Genomic DNA, 21,468 nt, shown 5'->3' on the forward strand with positions numbered 1-21,468 from the left:
CACGGTGGAAAAGGCGCTCGGTCGTCCGGCCAAGCGCAAGATGCTGCCGATGCAGAAAGGCGACGTCCCGCGCACCTTCGCGAGCCCCGATCTTCTGATGGCCCTCACCGGCTACAAGCCCGATACGACGCTTGAGGTCGGAGTCAAGGCCTTCGTCGACTGGTACCTGGAAGCGCACCGTGAACTCGACCGTCAACCGGAGTTTATCCGATGAACTATCGCGCCGAAATTGACGGGTTGAGAGCGATCGCCGTTGTTCCAGTTCTGCTTTTTCATGCCGCGATTTATCCCTTTAGCGGAGGGTATGTCGGCGTCGACATTTTCTTTGTCATCAGCGGATACCTTATCACCGGCATTTTGATGAAGGAGATTGAGCAAGGCAGCTTTTCAGTTGTCGGCTTCTATGATCGCCGGATCAGACGCATCTATCCCGCACTTTTTGCCACTATCATCGTCACCGCGATAGCCGCCGCGTTCGTTCTTTATGCTGACGATCTCAAGGACTTCGGGCAAAGTGTCGTAGCAACGCTTACGTTCATGTCCAACGTCTTGTTTTGGCATGAAACTAATTACTTTGCTCCAAATGCAGAATTCAAGCCGCTGCTGCACACTTGGTCGCTCGCGGTTGAAGAGCAGTTTTACGTTCTCTTTCCGCTGCTTTTGTCCGTTCTTGCTCACCGGGGCCGCCGCGGCCGATTCGCAGTGATTGCGGTTCTAACCCTCATAAGCTTTGGAGCAGCCGAGGTTGCTGCGTCGCGTTCTCCAGCAAGCGCGTTCTTCCTTTTGCCCTTCCGATCTTGGGAACTGTCGGCAGGTGCTCTGCTTGCACTTTATGAAAATGGACGAGCACGGCCGGCTGGACGTATCGCGTCGTTCGGTGGGGCCATCGGTCTTTTGTTGATTGCCTATTCCGTGGTCGGTCTCGATCTTGAGACCCCGTTTCCGGGGCGATGGGCGTTGCTTCCCGTTTGCGGGGCCTTGTTGGTCCTGCATTTCGCACAGGCCTCCAATCTGATCGGCAGGATGCTCGGTTCGCCGGTTCCAGTCGCCATTGGCTTGATCAGCTTTAGTCTCTATCTGGTGCACCAGCCTATCTTTGCGCTGTACAGATATGCTCGTATCACTGAGCCTTCTCGATTCGAGATGATGGCCCTGATCGCGTTGAGCTTTGTGTTGGCATCAATTTCGTGGAAACTTATCGAACAACCATTCCGACGGGTCCGCTTTCGGTCACGCACGGTCTTTGCTTCAGCCGCATGTGGCAGCCTTGCTTTGGTTTCAGTTGGCTTAGTAGTGCACGTGAATGCCGGCTTCCCATCCTGGACGCTTGCACGGCTTTCTCCGCAGCAGGCCGTGGTCTATCGAAATTTACTGGAAGAACGAGGTCGCATCGACAGGGTCGCTGACAACAACAGATTCGCTGAATGCATATTCCGCACGGGTGAACTTAGCGAGACCTTTCGCCACCAATTCGGTGACTGTGCAAAAAAGCATGGCGCCGCGACCATCATTGTCGGCGATTCACATGCCGGTAACCTGTTCGACGCGATCGCGCCGTTGTCGGGTCGGCCGTTTGTCATCGGGATAAACAAGGGCTTTTGCCGCGCCGTTGAATCCAATCCCCAATGCTTTTATGGGGAATTGTTTGACTTCGTCACAACCAACGCTGCCTTGATCGACAAAATTATTTATATGCAGGCAGGTTTCTATCTCCTCGATGACCCAGACGGTGCCATCGGCAGTCGGGACATGTTCCAACGCTACACCGACCGGCCGTTCCCCGTCAGTCAATCTCGTATCGAGCTGACGCTGACATATCTCAGCAGACTTGCGAGTCACGTGAATGTAGTGTGGGTAGGTCCGTGGATAGATCCGCACGTTACGCATAACCAGCTTGTTGCAAACGGCTGCGACGGCTCGACAGATCTGCCCAATCCCTTTGTGATCCCTTCCTACACGCACCTCGACCAGACAGTGAACGCGTTGGCTCGCGAAAGGCAAATAGCCTACGTGTCGACGATCAACGCTTTGAATTTCAACGCGCGGCGCGATCTTGTCGACTGCAAGAATGTCTACTTTATCGATGCCGACCACTGGAGCGTTGCGGGCGAGCAGAGATTTGGACCGAAGGTGTTGGGGGCGCTCAAAGTGACGATGTGAAAGGGGCTGCTGCCTAGGAGAGGGCGCCTTGATGGGAGGCAAACTATCCCTCGAAGTTGGACTTAATCGCTCACCTTGTGCTCTTCCTATGAGGCACAGAAAACGCCGCTCCTAACGAACGACGCTGGGTTCAACCTCATTGACGTGTGCTCGACGCCCTAGGCGTGCCTTCAACCTGCTATCGGCGTGGGGATCGAAATAGTGGTAGAGGGCAGTCGCGCGAACGGTGTTGGGATCGCATGGTTCATTTGCGTGAATGGTGCGGTAGCCCCAGAACAGGTAGAGATTTCCTGGAACCATTTTGATTCTCGTAAATGACAATGGATTCCTCGCAGCTCGATTTTTCAACGACCCCTGCCGGATTTTATCGACCATTACTTTGTCGACCAGATTTCTTGCATAGGTTTCCCGCACGGGCCTGGTGTTCGGGACGAGGAGGAGATCGCCAGCCCGACCGGCGGTGGGTATAACAATGGGAATTAGGGCTGTGAGCAGATAGGAGTCGTAGTGGAAGTTTAGAGAATGCTGCATCATTCCCTTGCCGGTCAGGCATCTAAGTATTTGGTAGAATTCTACGGCAGGGGCCGGCTTGTTGCAGCTCGCCACATAAAGCCTCGAAAAGATAGACTGGAAGCGCGTAGAATACGCCAGTTGATCGAGTCCGGACCCCTTGACGGCTTCGCTGCCTTTGAAGGCCACATATTCATTCCGCGAGGCGCGCACGGACGATTCAACGAACTCCTGCATTGTCACCAGACTGGCGGGTGCCAGGAAATCCGGCACACAGCAGTACCCGTCGTGCTCTATTGCAGCGAAAAGCGTTTGCAGCTGGGCATCGGAAATTTCGGGGGTGTTTTCATCAAGCGCACTTGCAGTATCCATAACGGACCTCGTAGCGTTTGAACCTCCAGCGATGACAATAGGCCCTATATCTAGGGTTGTCTAGCCGAAAGGTCGAAAAGAGAAAGCTAGCGGGCATCGTTGTCATTGGGCGCGGCCTGGCCAAAAGGCTAACAGCCTGTCACAGAGGATGCGATCGCAGCACTGCAGGCATAAGCTACCCCTCTCAGCATGTGCAAAGCGGGAGTGGCCACCCAGAGCATAAACTGAAAACAGCTATGACGAGTGTTTTTCCAAACATGCCGTACATCGCAATGGGATTTACCACCCGGCCGCTTTTGGGGACCGATAATGGGACATATCGAATTCAGGCGAGGAGTTGGACTAACCCGGTCATCGCTAGGCCGGGGGCTTCGGCATGATTGCTGTTGGTGCGACGTAGCCTTCCAATCGACACCCACGGTTGGCAAGGGGTCAAGTGGGGGCCGGGTTCAATGTCTGAAATTCCTGGGCTTGCGCGGCAAGCCAGTCGCAAAACAGGCTCGCCTTGTGATTGCGCCTCGACCGCTTCAGAGCCACATAGTGGTGCCCGCTGTCGACGAAGCCAAACGGTGCGAGCAAGCGACCTGCATGGATGTCGTCGACGACGTAAGGCCAGGGTGCGGCGCATATGCCAAGCCCCGCCCGCGCTGCCTCCAGCATGAAGTAGAAGTGCTCGTAGTCTACTCGTGGCCCTGCGGAAAGCTGGCGTCCTGAGCAAGAGCGCCAATCGTCCCAGGCATGCGGCCTTGTCCGAGTGTGAAGTTCCGGGTTTATACCGAAGCTTCCCGCGTGAATTTGTGCGAGGTGGACGGCCATGACCGGTCCGATCTGCTCCGGAAACAGCGCAATCACGTCTGCCCCAGGCGGCCACGGAGGATCGCCCACGCGAATGGCGACATCGAAGCCATCCCGCTCGAAGTCCACCGGCTTCGAGGATGCGGTCAACCGCACTTCGATCTTCGGGTAATCCGACTGGAAACGGTAAAGCCTCGGAATAAGCCATCGCATGGTGAAGGTTCCCGGACAGGAGACGTCGATAGCTCCCTCGTCCGTATCGGCAACCGCCCGCACTGAAGCATCGATCTGGTCGAAGGCCGTGCCGAGCCCAGCCAGCAATGTGAGGCCGGCCTCGGTGAGCCTCAAGCGGTTCTTTGGACCTTCGAACAGAGGCACGCCAAGCAGAGCCTCGAGATGTTGTATCTGGCGGCTCACGGCACTGTGGGTCACGTTCAGTTCATCTGCGGCAAGCGTCATTCGTCCATGACGGCCTGCAGCCTCGAATGCGCGCAGCGCGTTGAGTGAGGGAATATGTCTGCTCATGTGAGATTTCCGAACATAGGATGTTCGATCATATCGGTTTTCAGCTCGTTCTGCATAGCCATATATGGCGACCACGGAACGTCGTTCTTCGATTAATGAACATGAAGGGCTGACGTGGCCGGGTGTTTTCATAAGAGAAGGTTGAAAGCGGTGAGTGAGAGACATCAAGACGGCAGCGCGGGTGATGCGAACTACGGCGTTATCGGTGGAGGATATGCAAGCTACCGCCAGCCGGAGCCTCATATAGCGGAATTCATTCGGCGAGCTCTCGGCGATGCGCGCACGGTGTTGAACGTCGGCGCGGGCGCCGGCTCCTACGAGCCCGTGGATCGTACCGTGACGGCCGTCGAGCCTTCCGCGTCCATGCGCGCGCAGCGTCCGGCTCATCTTCCGGTCGCGATCGATGCTGTCGCGGAGAGACTGCCTTTCGCCAACAAGTCCTTCGAAGCCAGCATGGCTTCGTTCACCGTTCACCAATGGTCAAATCTGGCCGCCGGCCTTGCCGAGATGCGCCGCGTTACGAGTGGGCCGGTCCTCGTTCTCACTTGCGATCCGAATGAACTCACCCGATGCTGGCTGAACGACTATGCGCCCGAGATGATCGCCGTGGAGGCCCGGCGTTATCCGGCCATCAGTGCGATATGCGAGCAATTGGGCGGTGATGCCGAGGTTCTTGCTGTCCCCATTCCGCTTGGCTGCGTCGATGGGTTCGGCGAAGCCTATTACGGCCGGCCCGAGCGCATTCTGGAACCCGGCGCCCGTCTTGCCAATTCGGCATGGAGCTTCGTTGACCAGAGCGTCGGTGAGCGATTTGTCGCCGATCTGAGCCGGGATTTGGCGAACGGGAACTGGGATGCGCGCCATGGCGGACTACGCACACGGCCGTTTTTCGAGGGATCGCTACGTCTCATAGTCGTAAGGCCGGGAGATGCCGCTTGAAAGGCGAATTGACTGCCCCACCGTCGCTTGCAGGCCCCTCTCCCGGGCCTGTGGGCGCCGCCGCACATCAAAGCGTTCGCCCGCAAAACAAGCTTCGAAAGGTTGTTGCTCCGATCACATTTTAGTGTCGTCGCTCCAATATGCGAAACAAAGCGATCTCTTCTCACGTACAGGCAAGCGACGCTATATTCATAACGATATAGCGCTTCGGAACACGGTGCCCGTCAGAGCGTCCATGTCTGGCGGGCAGGCGAGGTGAGGAGATCACGACTATGGTCAACAGACGCAATGTTCTCATTGGCACGGGGGTTGGTGTGCTCGCGCTTCGTTTCGGCTTCGCGGACCGAGCCGCAGCGGCAGAAAGCTATCCCGTGTCTCACACGGATGCAGAATGGCGGAAACTGCTTTCTGCAGACCAATATTCCGTCCTTCGCAAGGAAGGAACGGAATACCCATTCACCAGCCCACTCCTCAATGAACACCGAAAAGGCAACTTTGCCTGCGCGGGCTGCGATCAGGACGCGTTCTCGTCGGCCACCAAGTTCGAGAGCGGTACGGGCTGGCCGAGCTTCTGGTCGCCGCTCGACGGTGCGATCGGCACGGCGAAAGACACCTCCGTGGGCACGGACAGGACCGAGGTCCATTGCAGTCGCTGCGGTGGCCATCTCGGCCACGTGTTCGACGATGGCCCCAAACCCACAGGTCTTCGTTACTGCATGAACGGCGTCGCCATGAAATTTCATCCGGCTTCGGCCTGATTGACCAGAGACGGTTCCATGATCCTTTTCATTCTTGCCTATCTTGGCGGCGTGCTGACGATCGTCAGCCCCTGCATTCTACCCGTCCTTCCGTTCGTCTTCGCCCGCGCGGGACAACCCTTCATGCGCAGTACTTTCCCGATGCTGGTCGGGATGGCTGCCACCTTCGCAGGCGTCGCAACGCTTGCTGCCGTTGGCGGAGGCTGGGCGGTTCAGGCGAACGAGTATGGCCGCTATGCCGCGCTGCTGCTACTTGCCGCCTTCGGTGTCGTTCTCCTGTTTCCGGCACTCTCGGACTATCTCACCCGTCCGCTCGTCTCATTGGGCGCGCGTCTGACGCAATCTGCCGACAGGGAGAACCGGAGCGGCGGCTCCAGCGTCATCGCTTCGCTTTTCCTTGGGTTTGCGACAGGTCTACTTTGGGCGCCCTGCGCCGGACCGGTCCTGGGGCTTGTCCTCACGGGCGCCGCGCTGCAGGGCGCCAGCGTCGGCACAACGCTTCTGCTGCTTGCGTACGCGCTTGGCGCCGCGACCTCGCTCGCTATGGCGCTTCTTGTCGGCGGCAGGTTCTACCAGAAAATGAAGCGGTCGCTCGGTGTTGGCGAGTGGTTGCGGCGCGGTGTCGGCGTTGCGGTTCTCATCGCTGTTGCGGCGATCGGCACGGGCCTCGATACCGGCTTTCTGACACAGGCGTCGGTCGCCAGCACTGCATCACTTGAGCAAAGATTGATCGACAAATTGCAGCCGCGGAAGCCGTCGTCTGTCTTCATGGCTGACGATGATGCTGGCGCGAGGATGATGAGCGGCGGCAACAACCAGATGATGATGTCGGGTAACAACGCGGCGATGGCTGGCTCTAACGCAATGACGATGCGAGCGAAGGCAAAATCGGCTTCGGCGGCCCTGCCGATCGAAGGAAAGCTGCCATCGCTCGACGGCGCTGTTCAGTGGCTGAACTCGCCGCCGATCTCGGCTGAAACCCTTAAGGGCAAGGTGGTGCTGGTCGACTTTTGGACCTATTCCTGCATCAACTGCATTCGGGCCATTCCCTATGTCAAAGCCTGGGCGGAGAAATATCGCGATCAGGGACTGGTTGTGATTGGCGTGCATGCGCCGGAATTCGCTTTCGAGAAGAATGTCGACAATGTGAAGAAGGCGATCGGGGATCTCGGCATCACTTATCCTGTCGCCATCGACAACGATTATGCCATCTGGCGCGCTTTCGACAATCAATACTGGCCGGCGCATTATTTCATCGACGCCGAGGGGCGGATACGCCATCACCATTTCGGCGAGGGTGACTATGATCAGTCCGAGCGGAATATACAGGAGCTCCTTGCAGAAGCAGGAAAGGCGAACGTTGCCTCGGATATTATCGATGTAAAAGCAACCGGCGCCGAGGCGGCATCTAACCAGGCGGACGTTCAATCGCCGGAAACCTACGTCGGATGGCAGCGCTCGGAGAACTTCGTTGATACCAACGGAACGGTCAACGATGCAGCGCATACCTACATCGCTGCGACGCCGCGGCTTAACGAATGGGGCCTGACAGGTAACTGGACGGTCGGCGCGGAACAGGCGAAGCTAAACAACAAGGATGGCAGCGTCTACTACCGTTTCCATGCGCGCGATTTGCATCTCGTTCTCGGGCCCGGAGAGGACGGCAAGCCGGTCCGCTTCCAGGTGACCGTCGATGGCAAGCCTCCGGGAACCAGTCACGGAGGCGATACCGATGCAGATGGCAACGGCACGGTGACAGAGCAGCGGCTCTACCAGCTCGTTCGTGAGGCAGGGGCAGTCGGCGACCACACTTTCGAAATCCGCTTCCTCGATCCCGGCGTTCAGGCATTCGCATTCACCTTCGGCTGAAATGAGCTAATCATGACCGGCCAGCTTATCGACTGCCAGAAAGCATCTCTATCACGGTCCGGATTGAATCCGGAGTGCCATCGAATTTCTCAACTAGCGCAGCAACGGCTCCATCCCCCACGCCCATACGGCGTCTGAGCCCCGCAGCAATGCCGGGTCTGTCGGCGGGTGTCTGGTTCTGGCTGAGCTTTGCGGTCCGTCGTCTTGCGAGGGCGAAGATCTGCTGACACGAGGCGCAGAAATGGCGGCGTATTGAGTGTATCCTCACTTATGCTTCCGCGGCCCGCACAACCCATACGCTAATATCCAAGCCTGGAGCCGGAGCCTCGTTGACCTCTTCTTCCGCAACTGCTGGCGTGAGCTTGTAGCGGAGGTTTTCGCTTTCGATGATCATGGTTTTCCTCATCGGCCTCGATGATCTTGAACCTGCTCCGCGTTTTGTTAGCCAACTCAACGATGAGTTCGTCTTCAGCTTCGCGCAATTTAGCGTCTTGACTATCCAACGCAATCGATAGGTCAGCGCCCTGAAAGAAATGTGGGGAACTTGGTGAAGCATTCAAATTGCATCGTCTGTCTCCCAGGGTTCGTCTTTTGCTCGGTTCCAAGTGCGGCAGCGCCGCAGTGCTCGTCCTGAGTGAGCAGGTGCCGGCGATAGGCAATGAAACCCGAAAGATAGTGCTCGACATCGTCGATACGCGTTCGAAATGCGTGGTGGCGAATGAAGAATGACCCAGAGACCCGGGCTGGTTCGTGCATATCCATGGCAAGTTCTGGCCAGAAATGGCCGTTGAGAAGATGGTGCGCCCGTCGCGTGAGCGCTTTATCGAACGCGCCGAAATCCACGCGTGCGAGAAGATGCCCGTGTATCGGGTCCCTCTTCAAGAGTGCGAAGACCTCGCAGGTCGCCATCATCAGCTCGAGCAGCGTTGGAAAGGTGGTGATGCGCCGCGAAACAAAATCCAGGCGGTCCGCAATATTGTCGATCGCGAAGCGGTAGTAGCGCTCCTCCGGGCAGTGCTGCGTGAGCTCCTCGGCGCAATAGGCCAGCCAGTGATCATGATAACGGGCGTGGCCAGCTGCGATGAAGGTGTCGAAGGCGGCACGCGCTGCTGTCAACAACGTCGTGTCGGCGGTCAGGCCATATAGCCGCAGAAGTGCCAGAACTGCCTCGCCGTCGTAGTAGACAATACGAAAGGTCTGCTTGGTATGCAGGCTCGGATAGTTCAGCACGTGACGGAAGCCTCCGCTATCACGATCCCGCATGAAGCACAGTCCGGCCGCCAGTCGGCGTATCAGCCCGAGATGACCGCGATCGCCGGTCGCTCGCGCGTGTTCGACAAGTGCGATGATCGCGGCTGCGTTGCCGCCGAGCTTGATCTCTCCGTCGGCCTCCACGACGAATGCCGCCTTCTTTCCGTCGGGCAGGATCACGTCCCGGATCAGCTTGGAGACCATGAAGGACAGGGATCGCTCGATCGCTTCTGCCAGTATCGTGCTTTCGGTAACCGCAAGCGCTTCGACCATGGCATAGGTCGTGCTGGCATGCCTGAGCGCATTGTAGTTTTCGATGCTGCGGCCGAAGCCGGCATGCAAGCCGTAGTAAAAGCGGCCGTCCCCGTCGACCTGCCGCGCCAGATATTCTGCTCCGTCGTCAATGAGCGATGTCACCATTGGAACCGTGAGGCGGTCGACGACCCGCCGGCCAGCATTACGGCCGGTCGGGTAGAGATCGTGGATCAGATCGCCGTCAAAGAAAACACCTTTTGATGTGAAAATGTGGACAGGCGCCGTATCCTCTAGACTGAGAGGGGGGTCGTCGGGAAAGCGGCGGCGCGCATAGGCGCTGAAGTTGGTCGCATTGATGCCTGCCATAGCTTCGCCGCCGCCACGGTCGAGCATGGCATTGGCGTTCAACTCCTGTTCGATGAACGCCCGATCGAACCTGTTGTCCAGGCTCAGACCGAAGCGAAAATAATTGCGCTTGGTTTGGGCCAGTATCCTGTCTAGCGCTCCAAATGACGAGGGCGCCACTGCCATTGGCCAATCGACGCGCAGCCAGAAACAATCGCCAATTAGACAGCGACGCAGATCCATCACCCTCTCGACGCCGATGTTCCAGGCGGCGTCAAAGTCTGCGCCGAGCACCGTCGTCACCACCGCCCGTTCGCTTCCGTCGGTGAACGAGAAGAACAAGACGACCGCGGGATAGGGATGGGGCAATTCCTGCCGGTTTGCTCGGACATGCTCGCGCAACGTCTCCAGATCGCCTGCCGCTATCGCTTTCGAGCTCATGCGTCAGCGTTCCCGCATAGCTTCACGCGCCTTGTTGAAAGGCTTGATCAGGTAATCGAGCACGCTCTTCTCACCTGTATGGATGTCGACGGTGGCGATCATTCCCGGCGAGATTGGAAACTCCTTGCCGGCGCCGTTTCTCAGCGCGTCTTTGTTCGTCTTCACGAAGACCCGGTAATAATAGATCTTGGGATCGACCTCGTCCTGGATCGTGTCGGGCGAGATCGTCACCACCTTGCCGTCCAAGCCACCATAGATGGCGTAGTCATATGCAGTGATCTTCACCGTCGCGCGCTGATCGGGGTGGACGAAGGCGATGTCGCGGGGGGACATGCGCGCTTCGATCATCAGCTGGTCGCCGAGCGGTATGATGTCCATCAGCTTGCCGTTCGGCGGCACGACGCCGCCGATGGTGGATACCTCGACATTCTTGACGATGCCGCGAACGGGCGAGCGCAGGGTCAACCGAGAAAGGCTGTCGGCGCGTCCCTTGATGACCGATCGAAGCGACGCGACATCGGCATTCGCCTTGGAAAGCTGTTCGCGCGCCTCGACGATATACTGTGTCTCGGCCTCGACCTTCTTGAGTTCGAGCTCGGCCTGTTCACGCTTCAGTCGGATGATCTCAACGCTGCTGGCAGCCCCCATCTGGGTGAGCCCCTCGTTAACACTGAGCTCCTGACGGATCAGTCCCAAAGCCTCCTCGATCCACCGCAACGTTTCCTTCAGGTTTCCCTGGCGAGCCTCGTAGAGCTTGGTCTCGGTGGCGATCAGGTCGGGATATTCACTCAGTTCCTCCGGAAAGCTGAGCGATGCCTGGTTGACTTCGGCCGTCAAGCGCGCCGCACTCGCCAAGGCGGCGCGGTACTTGGCCGTCGATTCACCCACGGCAGACTCGGTAATCGTCGGGTCGAGTTGGGCCAGCAGCTGTCCTGCCTCTACAATCTGGTTTTCCTGAACCATGAGCGTAGAGACGATCCCACCTTCCAGCGATTGGATCACCTGCTCACGGCGGATCGGAACCACCTTGCCGTCTCCCGTCGAGACTTCATCGAGAACGGAGTAATTCGCCCAGACCACCCCGATGACAAGGATGAGTGCCAGCAGCTTGACGACCCTGATAGCGCCTGAAAGGCGCATCGCATCATCGCCGCCGAAGTGCCAGCTATCGTCAACGGCACGGGAAAAAGATGTGCTCATGGCGTGCCGCTCCCGTGCGAGGGGTGTTGCTCGAAAACCTGTTTGAGCTTTTGCCGCTGGCCGAGTGCGCTTTCTGGCGGAGGCGTCGCGGGCTCGCCCCTGAGCAGGCGAAGGGCTTCTTCCTTCTGTGCGTCGATGACCACGCGGCCCTGGTCGAGCGCCACTACCCGGTCGACAAGGTCGAGGACGCGCATCCGGTGCGTGGCGATCACCACTGTCTTGCCGCGGCACCATGTTGCAAAGCGATGGATGAAAAGGCGTTCGGTCGTCTCGTCCATCGAGGCCGTCGGCTCGTCCAGCAGGACTACCGATGGATTGCGGATCAGCAAACGCGACAAAAGCAGCGCCTGCTGCTGTCCGCCGGAGAGCCCGCGTCCGCCTTCATCGATCAGGTGGTCCAGACCCTTCGGCATGGTGCGGATGAAATCGTCGGCACCCGTCATCTGCAACGCTTCGAGAACAGCCTGCTGCGACGTGCTCTGCGCGCCTAGCAGCACGTTTTCGCGGATCGTGCCGTGAAACAGCCGCGAGTTCTGGGTCAGCAGGCCGACTTCGCGCCTGAGGTCGTTTGGGTCGATCTGTTCCATCGCCAGGTTGTCGATCAACACCTCGCCCGATGCCGGCTCGATCTGGCCGGACAGTGCCTGAAGCAGCGTGGACTTGCCGGCGCCGTTCTTGCCGAGCAGTGCGACGGTCTCGCCTGCATCGATAGTGAGCTCCGTCAGTGACAAGGCGGGTTTGCCCGAGGGCTGCCCGTAATAATATTGCGTGTTGCGGAACTGGTAATGGCCAGGTAGCGAGCCGACCGAGAGCCGGGTCTCGGCCGGCGGGTGATCGACGGGCATCTTCATGATCATGTTGAGGCTGTGGAGCCCGATCTTGGCATGCTGGAAGCGGCTCAAGACCTGGGTCAGTTGCGCCATCGGCGCCATCATCCGCGAACCGAGGATGGAGCAGGCGACCAACGAACCGGTGCTCATGTCTCCCCTCATCACGATCGGTGCGCCGCAAAACACGATAACGGCGAAAACGCTTGTCTGGATGCTGTGCCCCCAGCCGGTTAGAATGCTGGTGATATAGCGCAACCGGACCTGTGCATCGGCGCTTGCGTTATTGAAACTGTTCCACTTCTCCTGGAAGATGCCTTCGGCCTGCAGTGCCTTGATGTCCTCGATCCCTTGGACGGCTTCGACGAGCATTGCGTTGCGCAAGGAGGCTTCGCGCATCGCCTGGCCGGCGCATTGTTTCAGCCGCCTCTGGGCGACCAGCCCCGGCGCGATCATCAGGACGAGAGCGACTGCCGGGATGACGGCGAGCCAGCCGCCGATCAGCGCCATCAGAGCCAGAAACAGGAAGAAGAAAGGCAAATCCGCAATCGCCGCGACCGTCGTCGATGTGAACAGGTCACGCACCTGCTCGAGGTCGCGCAACTGCGCGATGAATGTGCCCGTCGCCTTGGGCCGGTTCTGGTTGCGCACCCGCAGGGCATGCCCGAACACCACGTCCGAGATATTGATGTCGGCGCGCTTGCCGAGGATGTCGATGATCAGCGTCCTGATCTTGCGCATGATGAAGTCGAAGACGACGGCCAGCATGACGCCGATGAAAAGGACGATCAGCGTGCTCATGGAGTTGGCCGGCACGACGCGGTCATAGACCTGCATCGAGAACAAGACGCCCGTCACCGACATCGCGTTGGCAACCAGGGACGCGAGCAGCACGTAGCCGTAAGGGCGCAGGTCATCCAGGGCTAGCTTGCGAAACCAGCCATGCGTGTCCGGCGCGATATAGGCATCCACACGCTCGTCCGTGCGGGTACGTGCGTCGCGGGCGACCAGAAGGTGCGCGATACCGTCCTTGAGATGCGCGAGCGGGATCCACGTCCACTGCCCGTTGTCTTCCGCAAAGGCGATCTTCGCCTCCCCGTCGCCAAGCTCGGTGATCAAGCCGACCGAGCCGTCGGTGAGTTCGAGAAGCATCGGCAGACGCCGGGTGGTGATGCCGCTCTCAACAGGCTCCACCGGCTTGACGTCGAGACCAAAGCGGCGCGCCAGCTTCTCGATCTGGCGTAAGGCCGCCATTGGTTCGCGCATGATCGGCAGATAGCTATTGGCCGATCTCGAATGGGTGATGCCGTAGTGGCTGGCGAGCAGCCCCGTTACCTCGATCCAGCGCAAGGCGCGCCCGTCGTCCGGTGCGGCGGCGAGGTCGGTTTGTGCCATTGGAGGTCGGACAGGATGGCTGTGCTCACCGGCATGCTGCCGGGCACTGCCCTTCGTCGATCTGTTCTCTGCCATGCCCATCGCAAATCTCCCGGACCGTCTACACGACCGGCAGCTTGTGTGATGCCAGGTCATCGTCAAACTTGATCGGCTCGAACGGGTCGATCGGCGCGGACACCGCCGGCTCGGCGGCGATCACCGGCGCGGGCGTGTCGGAAACAGCGGGAGCAGGTTCCGGAGCGGCGTCGTGAGCGCCAGTGTCGTGCGACAGACTTGCGAGGGCCGACAGGTCGATCTCCTGGCCTCCCTGGTCGGGGATGAGGGCAGCGGTCTCATCCGCGGATGGGTGTACCGCCGCATCGTCGGCTGCATGCGCCGTGCTATCGGTTTCGTGCGTGGTGTTGTCGGATCTCTGTTCCGCTGAGATATGCGTGCTGTGGTCGCTGGCGTCCACCGCGTCACCGTCTGCCAGGGTAAGGCTCGTGACCCCGGCCGTTGCAGCGGTGGCGGTGGACGTATCGTGCACCCCTACGTCGATGCTGAGGTCGGCGTTGAGTGCGTTGCCGGTATCAGGGTCGAACACGGTAACGGTGAAATGGTCCGTGCCGCCCGAAGCCGCGCCAGCATCGGGGGTATAGGTGTAGCTGCCGTCGGCATTGATCACCAGCGTGCCGAAGCTCCCCGCCACGCTGACGCTGCCATTGGCGATCGCATGCGCATGTCCGCCGAAGGCGACCGAGCCGATCTGCAGGTCGTCGACACCTGGACCGGATGCGGCGCTGTCGATGAAGTTGCCGGTCGCCTTTTCGCCGACCGCAAGTGTTACGTGCTCGGTCAGGTCGGTGGCCACGACGGAAATGTCGCGGGTAAGCGCGACGCCGATATTGACCCCTGCGTCGGGAACCAGTGTTGCACGATAGGTGCCTGCTGGAATGTCGTGCAACGCAATCGTCCCATGGGTGCCGCCCAGTCCAAGAAGGTCTAGAGCGAGAATGCCGTTCTGGACCTGGTTGCCGAGATCGCCGGGACGTATCCAAGTGCCACCCTGGAAACGCTCGATGATGACCGTGTAGCTGCTGAGCACACCGATCTGCAAAAGACCGGCGATGCCGAGGTCGATGGAGACGTTATTGGTGTTCTGGCTGAGATCGAAGTTGACGACGGGCTGGTTTGCCGAGCCGAGGTTGACGCTCGCTAGCGTTCCGATGTTCAGCCCCAGCAGGTCGAACTGTGTGTCGTGGGCGGTCGATGGCTGCGCCTCCGGCACCTCGGTGACGGTGCGATCGAGAAAGGCCGTGTTGCTGGCGTTGGCGAGAGCGAAGTCGAGACCTGGGGCGAGGATGTCTGTGGGAAGCGAGATGTTTCCGGACGCGTCATGCAGCGTGACCTCCAATTGCCCGCCATTGACCTGTGCCGGCGACAGCCCGATGCTGAACGCCCCATCGGCACCCACCAGGCCAGTGCCGACGATCGTTCCACTGGCATTCACGATGTTGACGGTCGCTCCGGCCTCGCCATGCCCCGTCACCTCGGTTCCCGAAGCGTTGACGGCAAGGCCCGTTGGAGCGTCGGGCGGCAGCAAATCGGTCGTTCCGATCGAGCCGGGATCGGAGATGTTGCCGGCGACGTCCTGGAGCACGACCGTCAGCGTTCCACCATCGGCCTGTGCCGGAGAAAGATTGGCGCTGAAGGCACCATTGGCGTCGACGAGAGCGGTGCCGACGGCAACGCCGAGCGCATTGAAAATCGTCGCCGTCGCGCCGACCTCACCGTGTCCTGACAGAGTCAAGCCGCCGCTGCCAAGCACAAGATCGGTTGGAGCAGTCGGCGCCACGTGATCGGGCGTATTCGTGGTCCCTGGCGCCGAGTTGTTGCCGCCGGCGTCCCGCAGCACGACCTGGAGTGCGGTGCCGTCGGCCTGGGCGGGGGAGAGCCCGATGGTGAAGGCGCCGTTCGACCCTACGATGCCGGTTCCGACCACCACGCCGGCCGCGTTGGTCACCGTCACGGTGGCGCCGGCCTCGCCGCTGCCGGTCAGCGACGTTCCCGTTGCATTGACACCAAGCCCGGTCGGGGCGCTTGGCGGCGTAAGGTCAGTTGTGGTCGCCGTGGCCGGCGCGGATGGATTTCCTGAGGCGTCGGCGAGAACCACGGAGAGGTGTCCGCCAGTCGCCTGCGACGGCGACAGCGGCACGGTGAAGACACCATTGGCGCCAACCGTTGCGGTGCCGACCTCGTCGCCGGCGGCGTTCTTTACCGTTACCGTGGCACCCGCTTCGCCGCGGCCCGTCAGCACCGTGCCGGCGCTGTTGACGGCCAGGTTGGTGGCCGCGTCGGGCGCGGTGAGGTCCGGTGTGCCGATTGTTCCAGGCTGCGATGTTCCGCCGCTGCCGGTCAGCGTCACCCGAAGATCACCACCATCGACCTGCGGTGGATTGAGAGCGATCTCGAAGGTGCCGTCTGCCGCCACCGTGCCGGTCGCGATGACGCTGCCGTCGGCGCGCGATACGGTGACGGCGCTGCCGGCCAGCCCACTTCCCGTCAGCGCCGTGCCGGTGTCGTTGACGTCAAGGTTGCCGGGAGCCGCGGGGGCACCCGGGTCTGGGGCCAGCACGGTTGATGCGATCGAGTTGTTGCCGGCAAGGTCGGCCTGGGTCACGGTCAGCGTTTGCCCATCGAGTTGCTCCTGTGACAGAGGAACGCTGAAGGTTCCATCGGCGCCGACGATCGCCGTTCCGAGAACCGTTCCGCTCGCAGTTGTGACGGTGACAGTCGCGCCGACCTCGCCGAGACCTGTCAGCTGCAGACCATTGCCGCTGACCATCAAGGCCGTCACCGCATCCGGTGCCTGGATATCGGTCAGTGGCAGGGTGGCGGCCGGCGAGGCATTGCCGGCCGCATCCTGCTGGATGATTTCGAGAGTGCCGCCCTGTGTCTGCGGCGGATCGAGGGAGATCGTGAAGGCGCCGGTGCTCGCGACAACCCCCGTGCCCACGGTGACGCCGTCGGCGTCCTTGACGGTGACGGCCGCGCCGGGCTCGCCACTGCCGGTCAGGATCGCGCGCGTTGCATCGACGGCGACATTACCCGGCGCCAGTGGCGCGGTGAGATCGGGCGTCGTGATCGCTACGGCGTCGGAGGGATTTCCGGCAGCATCTTGCAGCCGCACGGAGAGATCCTCGCCACTGACCTGCGCCGGATTGAGCGTGATCGAGAAGGTGCCGTCGGTGCCGACGCTGCCGGTGGCGACCGGGTCACCCGCCGCATTGGTGATGACGACGGTCGCGCCGGCTTCACCGCGCCCCGTCACCAGGGTTCCCGATGCGTTGAGCGAAAGATTGGCCGGAGCATCCGGCTCGAGAAGGTCTGCCGATGGTACCTGCACGGGAGGCGAGGCATTGCTCGCGGCATCCGTCACCACGACGCCGAGATTGCTGCCGTCGGTCGGTGCAGGCGTGAGCGTCACGGTGAAGTGGCCGTCGTTGCCGATCGTTGCCGTTCCGATGGGATCGCCGTTTGCCGATGTCACTGTCACCTTTGCGCCCGGCTCGCCCTGACCGCTCAAGGTCTTTCCGTCGTCGGAGACCACAAGCGCTGTCGGTTGACCCGGTGCGGTAAGATCGGGTGTGGAGACGTTGGCGGTGGCGGACTGGTTGCCCGCAGGATCCTTCAGCGTGACGGTCAGTGCGCCGCCGTCGGCCTGCGCGGGCGAGAGCCCGACGGTGAGAAGTCCACCCGCGGAGATCGTCGCCGTGCCGACCACCGTTCCAGCGGCATTGGTCACGGTCGCCGTGGCCCCGGCCTCGCCATGCCCGGTGAGTACCGTTCCAGCGGCGTTGACGCTGAGATCGGATGCGGCGGCTGGGGGAGAACTGTCCGTCGTGCCGATCGCCTGTGATGCGGATGTGTTGCCGGCGGTGTCCTGGAGGACGACGTTAAGCGGGCGCCCGTCCGCCTGGCCGGGAGTGAGCGCGACGCTGAAGGTTCCGTCGGCTGCCACAAGTGCGGTTCCGACTAACACACCGTCGGCGGTCGTGACCTTCGCCGTGGTCCCCGCTTCGCCGCGCCCTGTGAGAAGTGTTCCGGCCGCGTTGACGTTGAGATCGGTTGGGGCGGTGGGAGCCAGGTGATCCGGGGTCGTCACGGTCGCGGGGGGCGAATTGTGACCAGCCGCGTCGGTCAGCGTGACCTGCAGCGCACCGCCATTGGCTTGTGCCGGCGCCAGCGAGACGACGAAGGTACCGTTCGGCAGGACCGTTCCCGTACCGACTGCATCTCCGGCGGCGTTCTTGACGGTCACCGCTGCTCCCGGTTCACCCCGGCCGACGAGAAGCGTTCCCGCATCGTTGACATCGAGATTGGTCGCGGCCGAAGGATCGATGAGGTCGGGCGATGCGATGATACCGGGCTGCGAGGTGCCGTTCTGGTCCGACAGTACGACATGCAGGTCGCCGCCATTGGTCTGCGGCGGCGTCAGCGTGATCGAGAACGTGCCGGCCTCCGAGACGAGGCCTGTCCCAACCACGACGCCGGCGGCATTGGTGACCTTGACCGTGGTTCCGCCTGCACCTTCGCCGGTCAGTATTGTGCCGAGCGCGCTGACGGAGAGTTCCGTCGGTGCCAGGGGGGCGTCGGAATCGGGAGCAAGCACCGAGCCGGGCAGCGAGTGATTGCCCGCGGCATCCGTCAACACCACGGTGAGGGGGACGCCGTCGGTCTGCGCGGGGCCAATCGCGACAGTGAAGGTGCCGTTCGGGTTGACGGTGTCCGATCCGAGCGTGACGCCCGCGGCGTTGGTGACGGTGACGGTGGCGCCCGGCTCACCGTGCCCCGTTACCGTCGTTCCGGCATCGTTGACGAGCAGACCCGTCGGCGCGTCGGGCGCCTGTTGGTCGGTAAGGTTGAGGGTTGCGAGCACCGACTTGTTGCCGGCAGCGTCCGTCAGCACGACGCCGATCGCGCCGCCCTGTGTCGGGGCCGGGGACAAGGTGACGCTAAAGCTGCCGTCACCGGCAACCGTACCGCGTCCAATCGTAACGCCATTGGCGTCCGTGATAGTAACCGATGTGCCCGCCTCGCCATGGCCAGTCAGCACCGCGCCGCCCTGTGCGGTGGCGAGCCCGGTTGCTTGATCCGGCGCTATCAGATCCGGCGTGCCGAGGCTTGCCGAGGTCGATACGTTGCCGGCGCTGTCCGTTAGCGTGACTTTAAGCGCGTTGCCATCCGCCTGCGCGGGGCCGAGGGTGATCGAAAAGGCGCCGTTGGCGCCGACCGTCCCCGTTCCGACGACCTGCCCGGCCGCATTGGTGATGGATACCGTGGCCCCGGCTTCGCCAAGTCCGGTGAGAACCGTGCCGGTTCCATTAACATTGAGGTTGGTGGCCGCCGGCGGTGGGTCCGTGTCTCCGTCGGAGTCGGAGTCCGAATCGGCATCAGCGTCTGCGTCCGCATCAGCATCTGCATCCGAGTCTGCGTCGGCGTCGCTGTCATCGCCCGAAGAGCCACCGCCGCCGCCGGCCGCCATCGCGAGGCCGCCCGCTGCAAGCGCGAGCGGCAGCGCGATCCCGAGAACGGATCCGGCGCCGGTGCCGGCTCCCGCGCCAATCAGCTGGTCGACCACGCCGGCGGGTTCGAAGGCGATGTCGCCGGCCGCATCGGTCACGTCGCCGATCCACACCTTGCCGGAAGGGTCTTGAAGAAGCAGTTCGCTCTGCTCGCCACCCTGGCTGTTGTAGAATCCGTGGATATCGATGGCCTGGCCATCTTTGAGGTGGATGATGAGATCGTTGCCCGAGCGGGTGGTCGAGGCTATATCGCTGGGAGACAAGGAGAGCTTCACCGTGCTCGGTCTTTCGAGAACAATCCTGTCCTCCGCCATTGTTGCTGTCTTACCGGTAATCTTGTCCGAAACACTTACGACCATCGACAGGCTCCTCATCAGTACTGTATCGCATCGGCAGGCAATCGTTCGGTACCGCCGCCGCTTGCGCGGTGGCGTTTGAACATGGTGCCCTGTTGTCGTGTTTGCCGCCTCCCATAAGCGACGGGAGGCTTCGGGTCACTGCCCGGGGAGCATCCGTGTATATTAGAACCTGTCACAATACGCGTCAGGTTCAACCGCAAGAATGAGTGCGATGTAACTTACAATTTAGAGATCATGAAATAGCTCGTTAGGCTTAAGGGCAAGCGTTCCGCAACGGCACAGCCAAAAACGATGCTCGACGCTTTTCTTATGGCATTCGTTAGCAAGTAGCCCATCTTCGGATTAGTGTGGTAGGGCCAGCATTCATGCTGGTCCATGTGCCGTGGGCTTGCCGCGGGCATCGTCGACACGGCTCGTGGAGCCGGATGTCAGCCCAAAGAGATCGCGCAGCCGGCCCGCAGCGTAGGCGCACTCGATATTCAGCTTATAGAGATCGAAGCGCGTATTGATCGCGTCGAAGCGTGCTGCATGGAGTTCCTGATCGGCATTGAGGACATCGAGCAATGTACGTGTTCCCAGATCCAGGAACTGCTTCTGATAGAGATCACGCGTCTCGCGCATCATTGGCTGCCGTGACTCCAGCGATTTCAGCAGTGCGGTCAGGCTCAGTACCTGTGCGCTGGATTGGTTCCAGCTCGTCTGGGCATCGAGCGTTGCCGCGGCAAGTGCGGCTTCCGATGACTGCGCAGCGTATTTCGCGGCATTCTGTCGAGCCTTGAAGGCGCCTCCATTATAAAGATCGCCCTTTATCTTGAGGCCGACAATGTAGTCGGGGCCCTCCTTGCTGTCCCACATGTCGACCTGGCCTGTTGCCTCCACCGCAAGGGTAGGTAGCATCTCGGCGCGGGCGAGCTTGACGCGCGCGTCCGCCTCCCGCTTGCGTGACTTTGCCGCGACAACAGCCGGTACCGTATCCCAGGGCGGCGGTGTGCCGGCGCAGGCACGGTCCAGTCTCGCCGGTAAGGCCGATGAGAGCTCGACCGGCCGCATCGCGCCTACAAGCGCGTTGAGTGTGCTCGACCACCGCTGCTTTTGCGCGTTGATTTCGATCGCCCGGGATTCGGCCGTCTGCACACGCGCTTCGGCCTGCAGCTTGTCGGAGCGCGTACTCGCGCCGCGATCCGTCCTTGCTTCGACGAGTTTTGCGATCGATCGCACGTCGTCGATCTGATTCTCAGCTACGCCGGACAGGTTCTGGGCACGCAGGACTTCCATGGATGCCATGGCCGTATCCTTGATCACGTCGTCGACGCTTGCTAGAAACTCGGCTTTCCGGACATCTTCGACGGCCGTTTCCGCCTCCACTCGGCCCGATACCTTGCCGAAGTCATAAATCATTTGGCTGGCCGTGAGGTTGAAGCGCGGCGCCCAAGAGCCGCGATCATCTCTCTCAAGGCCGAAGTTCACGCCGCCGCCGACGGAGGGAAGATACCCTGATCTGGCGTCGACGATATTCTCACCCTGCTCCCTTATCCTGCCGGCGGCTTCCCGGATGGCCGGGTGCCAGTCGACAGCGCGGCGTACCGCCGATTGCATGTTGGAGATAGCCGCTTCCTCCGATACCTTCAGTGGTATGCTTGCGGAGCTCGTGCCAGAGGCCGGGATCGATCCTGTATGATTGGGCTCTGCGGTCGAAGGCGTTGGTTTTTGCGCGCAGGAGACCTGCATTGCCGCGATCGCGGCGATGAGGCCCAGCGGCCAGCGGCCAAAATGCATTCCGGGGCTCCCTAGACCGGAGATAAAGACTGCAACCGGCCCACGCGACACCAACGGCTGGCAAATATCCACGCATTTGGATGATGCAACTATAGGTGATTCGCTTCTATGCGCAAAAGGAAATATG

Annotated in this window: 12 protein-coding genes and 1 pseudogene; 5 read left to right on the top strand and 8 right to left on the bottom strand. The window is 61.0% G+C overall.

Features of this window, described 5'->3' with window-relative positions; translation table 11 throughout:
- Together QTL95_RS24250 and QTL95_RS24255 are read left to right on the top strand one after the other, a co-directional pair.
- A pseudogene (locus QTL95_RS24250) lies at positions 1–214 on the top strand (UDP-glucuronate 5-epimerase); the annotation flags it as partial.
- Entirely contained in the window at positions 211–2,160 is a 1,950-nt protein-coding gene (locus QTL95_RS24255) for an acyltransferase family protein (RefSeq protein WP_289722475.1), read from the top strand. The pseudogene QTL95_RS24250 and the gene QTL95_RS24255, both read left to right, overlap by 4 nt.
- A gap of 111 nt (positions 2,161–2,271) precedes the next feature.
- Here the strand turns inward: QTL95_RS24255 and QTL95_RS24260 are convergent, their stop codons facing one another.
- Positions 2,272–3,042, bottom strand: coding sequence for a hypothetical protein (locus tag QTL95_RS24260; RefSeq protein WP_289722476.1), 771 nt, complete (start codon positions 3,040–3,042; stop codon positions 2,272–2,274).
- 432 nt (positions 3,043–3,474) lie between these two features.
- On the bottom strand, positions 3,475–4,362 hold the full coding sequence (locus tag QTL95_RS24265; protein WP_289722477.1) for a LysR family transcriptional regulator: 888 nt from the start codon (positions 4,360–4,362) through the stop codon (positions 3,475–3,477).
- A gap of 150 nt (positions 4,363–4,512) precedes the next feature.
- On the opposite strand from QTL95_RS24265, the gene QTL95_RS24270 reads away from it, so the two are divergent.
- The 3 genes from QTL95_RS24270 to QTL95_RS24280 all read left to right on the top strand — a co-directional run bounded on the left by QTL95_RS24270 (position 4,513) and on the right by QTL95_RS24280 (position 7,928).
- Positions 4,513–5,301, top strand: a complete 789-nt coding sequence (locus tag QTL95_RS24270) for a class I SAM-dependent methyltransferase (protein WP_289722478.1) — start codon at positions 4,513–4,515, stop codon at positions 5,299–5,301.
- Between the two features lie 272 nt (positions 5,302–5,573).
- Complete coding sequence (gene msrB / locus QTL95_RS24275) at positions 5,574–6,059, top strand: peptide-methionine (R)-S-oxide reductase MsrB (protein WP_289722479.1); 486 nt, start codon at positions 5,574–5,576, stop codon at positions 6,057–6,059.
- Positions 6,060–6,077: 18 nt separating this feature from the next.
- Positions 6,078–7,928: a cytochrome c biogenesis protein DipZ gene (locus QTL95_RS24280; RefSeq protein ID WP_289722480.1), complete on the top strand. Its 1,851-nt coding sequence runs from the start codon at positions 6,078–6,080 to the stop codon at positions 7,926–7,928.
- A gap of 268 nt (positions 7,929–8,196) precedes the next feature.
- Here QTL95_RS24280 and QTL95_RS24285 read toward each other — a convergent pair whose 3' ends face one another.
- The 6 genes from QTL95_RS24285 to QTL95_RS24310 all read right to left on the bottom strand — a co-directional run bounded on the left by QTL95_RS24285 (position 8,197) and on the right by QTL95_RS24310 (position 21,341).
- A complete protein-coding gene (locus QTL95_RS24285; protein ID WP_289722481.1) occupies positions 8,197–8,322 on the bottom strand; it encodes a hypothetical protein in 126 nt (41 codons plus the stop codon).
- A gap of 122 nt (positions 8,323–8,444) precedes the next feature.
- Positions 8,445–10,181, bottom strand: a complete 1,737-nt coding sequence (locus tag QTL95_RS24290) for a hypothetical protein (protein ID WP_289722482.1) — start codon at positions 10,179–10,181, stop codon at positions 8,445–8,447.
- A 42-nt stretch (positions 10,182–10,223) separates the two neighbouring features.
- A complete protein-coding gene (locus tag QTL95_RS24295; RefSeq protein WP_289722483.1) occupies positions 10,224–11,420 on the bottom strand; it encodes an HlyD family efflux transporter periplasmic adaptor subunit in 1,197 nt (398 codons plus the stop codon).
- Positions 11,417–13,717 (bottom strand): type I secretion system permease/ATPase, encoded by a 2,301-nt coding sequence (locus QTL95_RS24300; protein ID WP_289722484.1) that lies wholly within the window; start codon positions 13,715–13,717, stop codon positions 11,417–11,419. The genes QTL95_RS24295 and QTL95_RS24300 overlap by 4 nt, the downstream gene beginning before the upstream one ends.
- Before the next feature lie 25 nt (positions 13,718–13,742).
- The gene (locus QTL95_RS24305; protein WP_289722485.1) at positions 13,743–19,565 is read right to left on the bottom strand and encodes an Ig-like domain-containing protein; all 5,823 of its coding nucleotides are present in this window, start codon (positions 19,563–19,565) and stop codon (positions 13,743–13,745) included.
- Positions 19,566–19,928: 363 nt separating this feature from the next.
- Entirely contained in the window at positions 19,929–21,341 is a 1,413-nt protein-coding gene (locus QTL95_RS24310; RefSeq protein ID WP_289722486.1) for a TolC family outer membrane protein, read from the bottom strand.
- Positions 21,342–21,468 lie beyond the last annotated feature (127 nt).

It is taken from the genome of Rhizobium sp. S152, assembly GCF_030380735.1.
Taxonomy (GTDB): Bacteria; Pseudomonadota; Alphaproteobacteria; order Rhizobiales; family Rhizobiaceae; genus Rhizobium.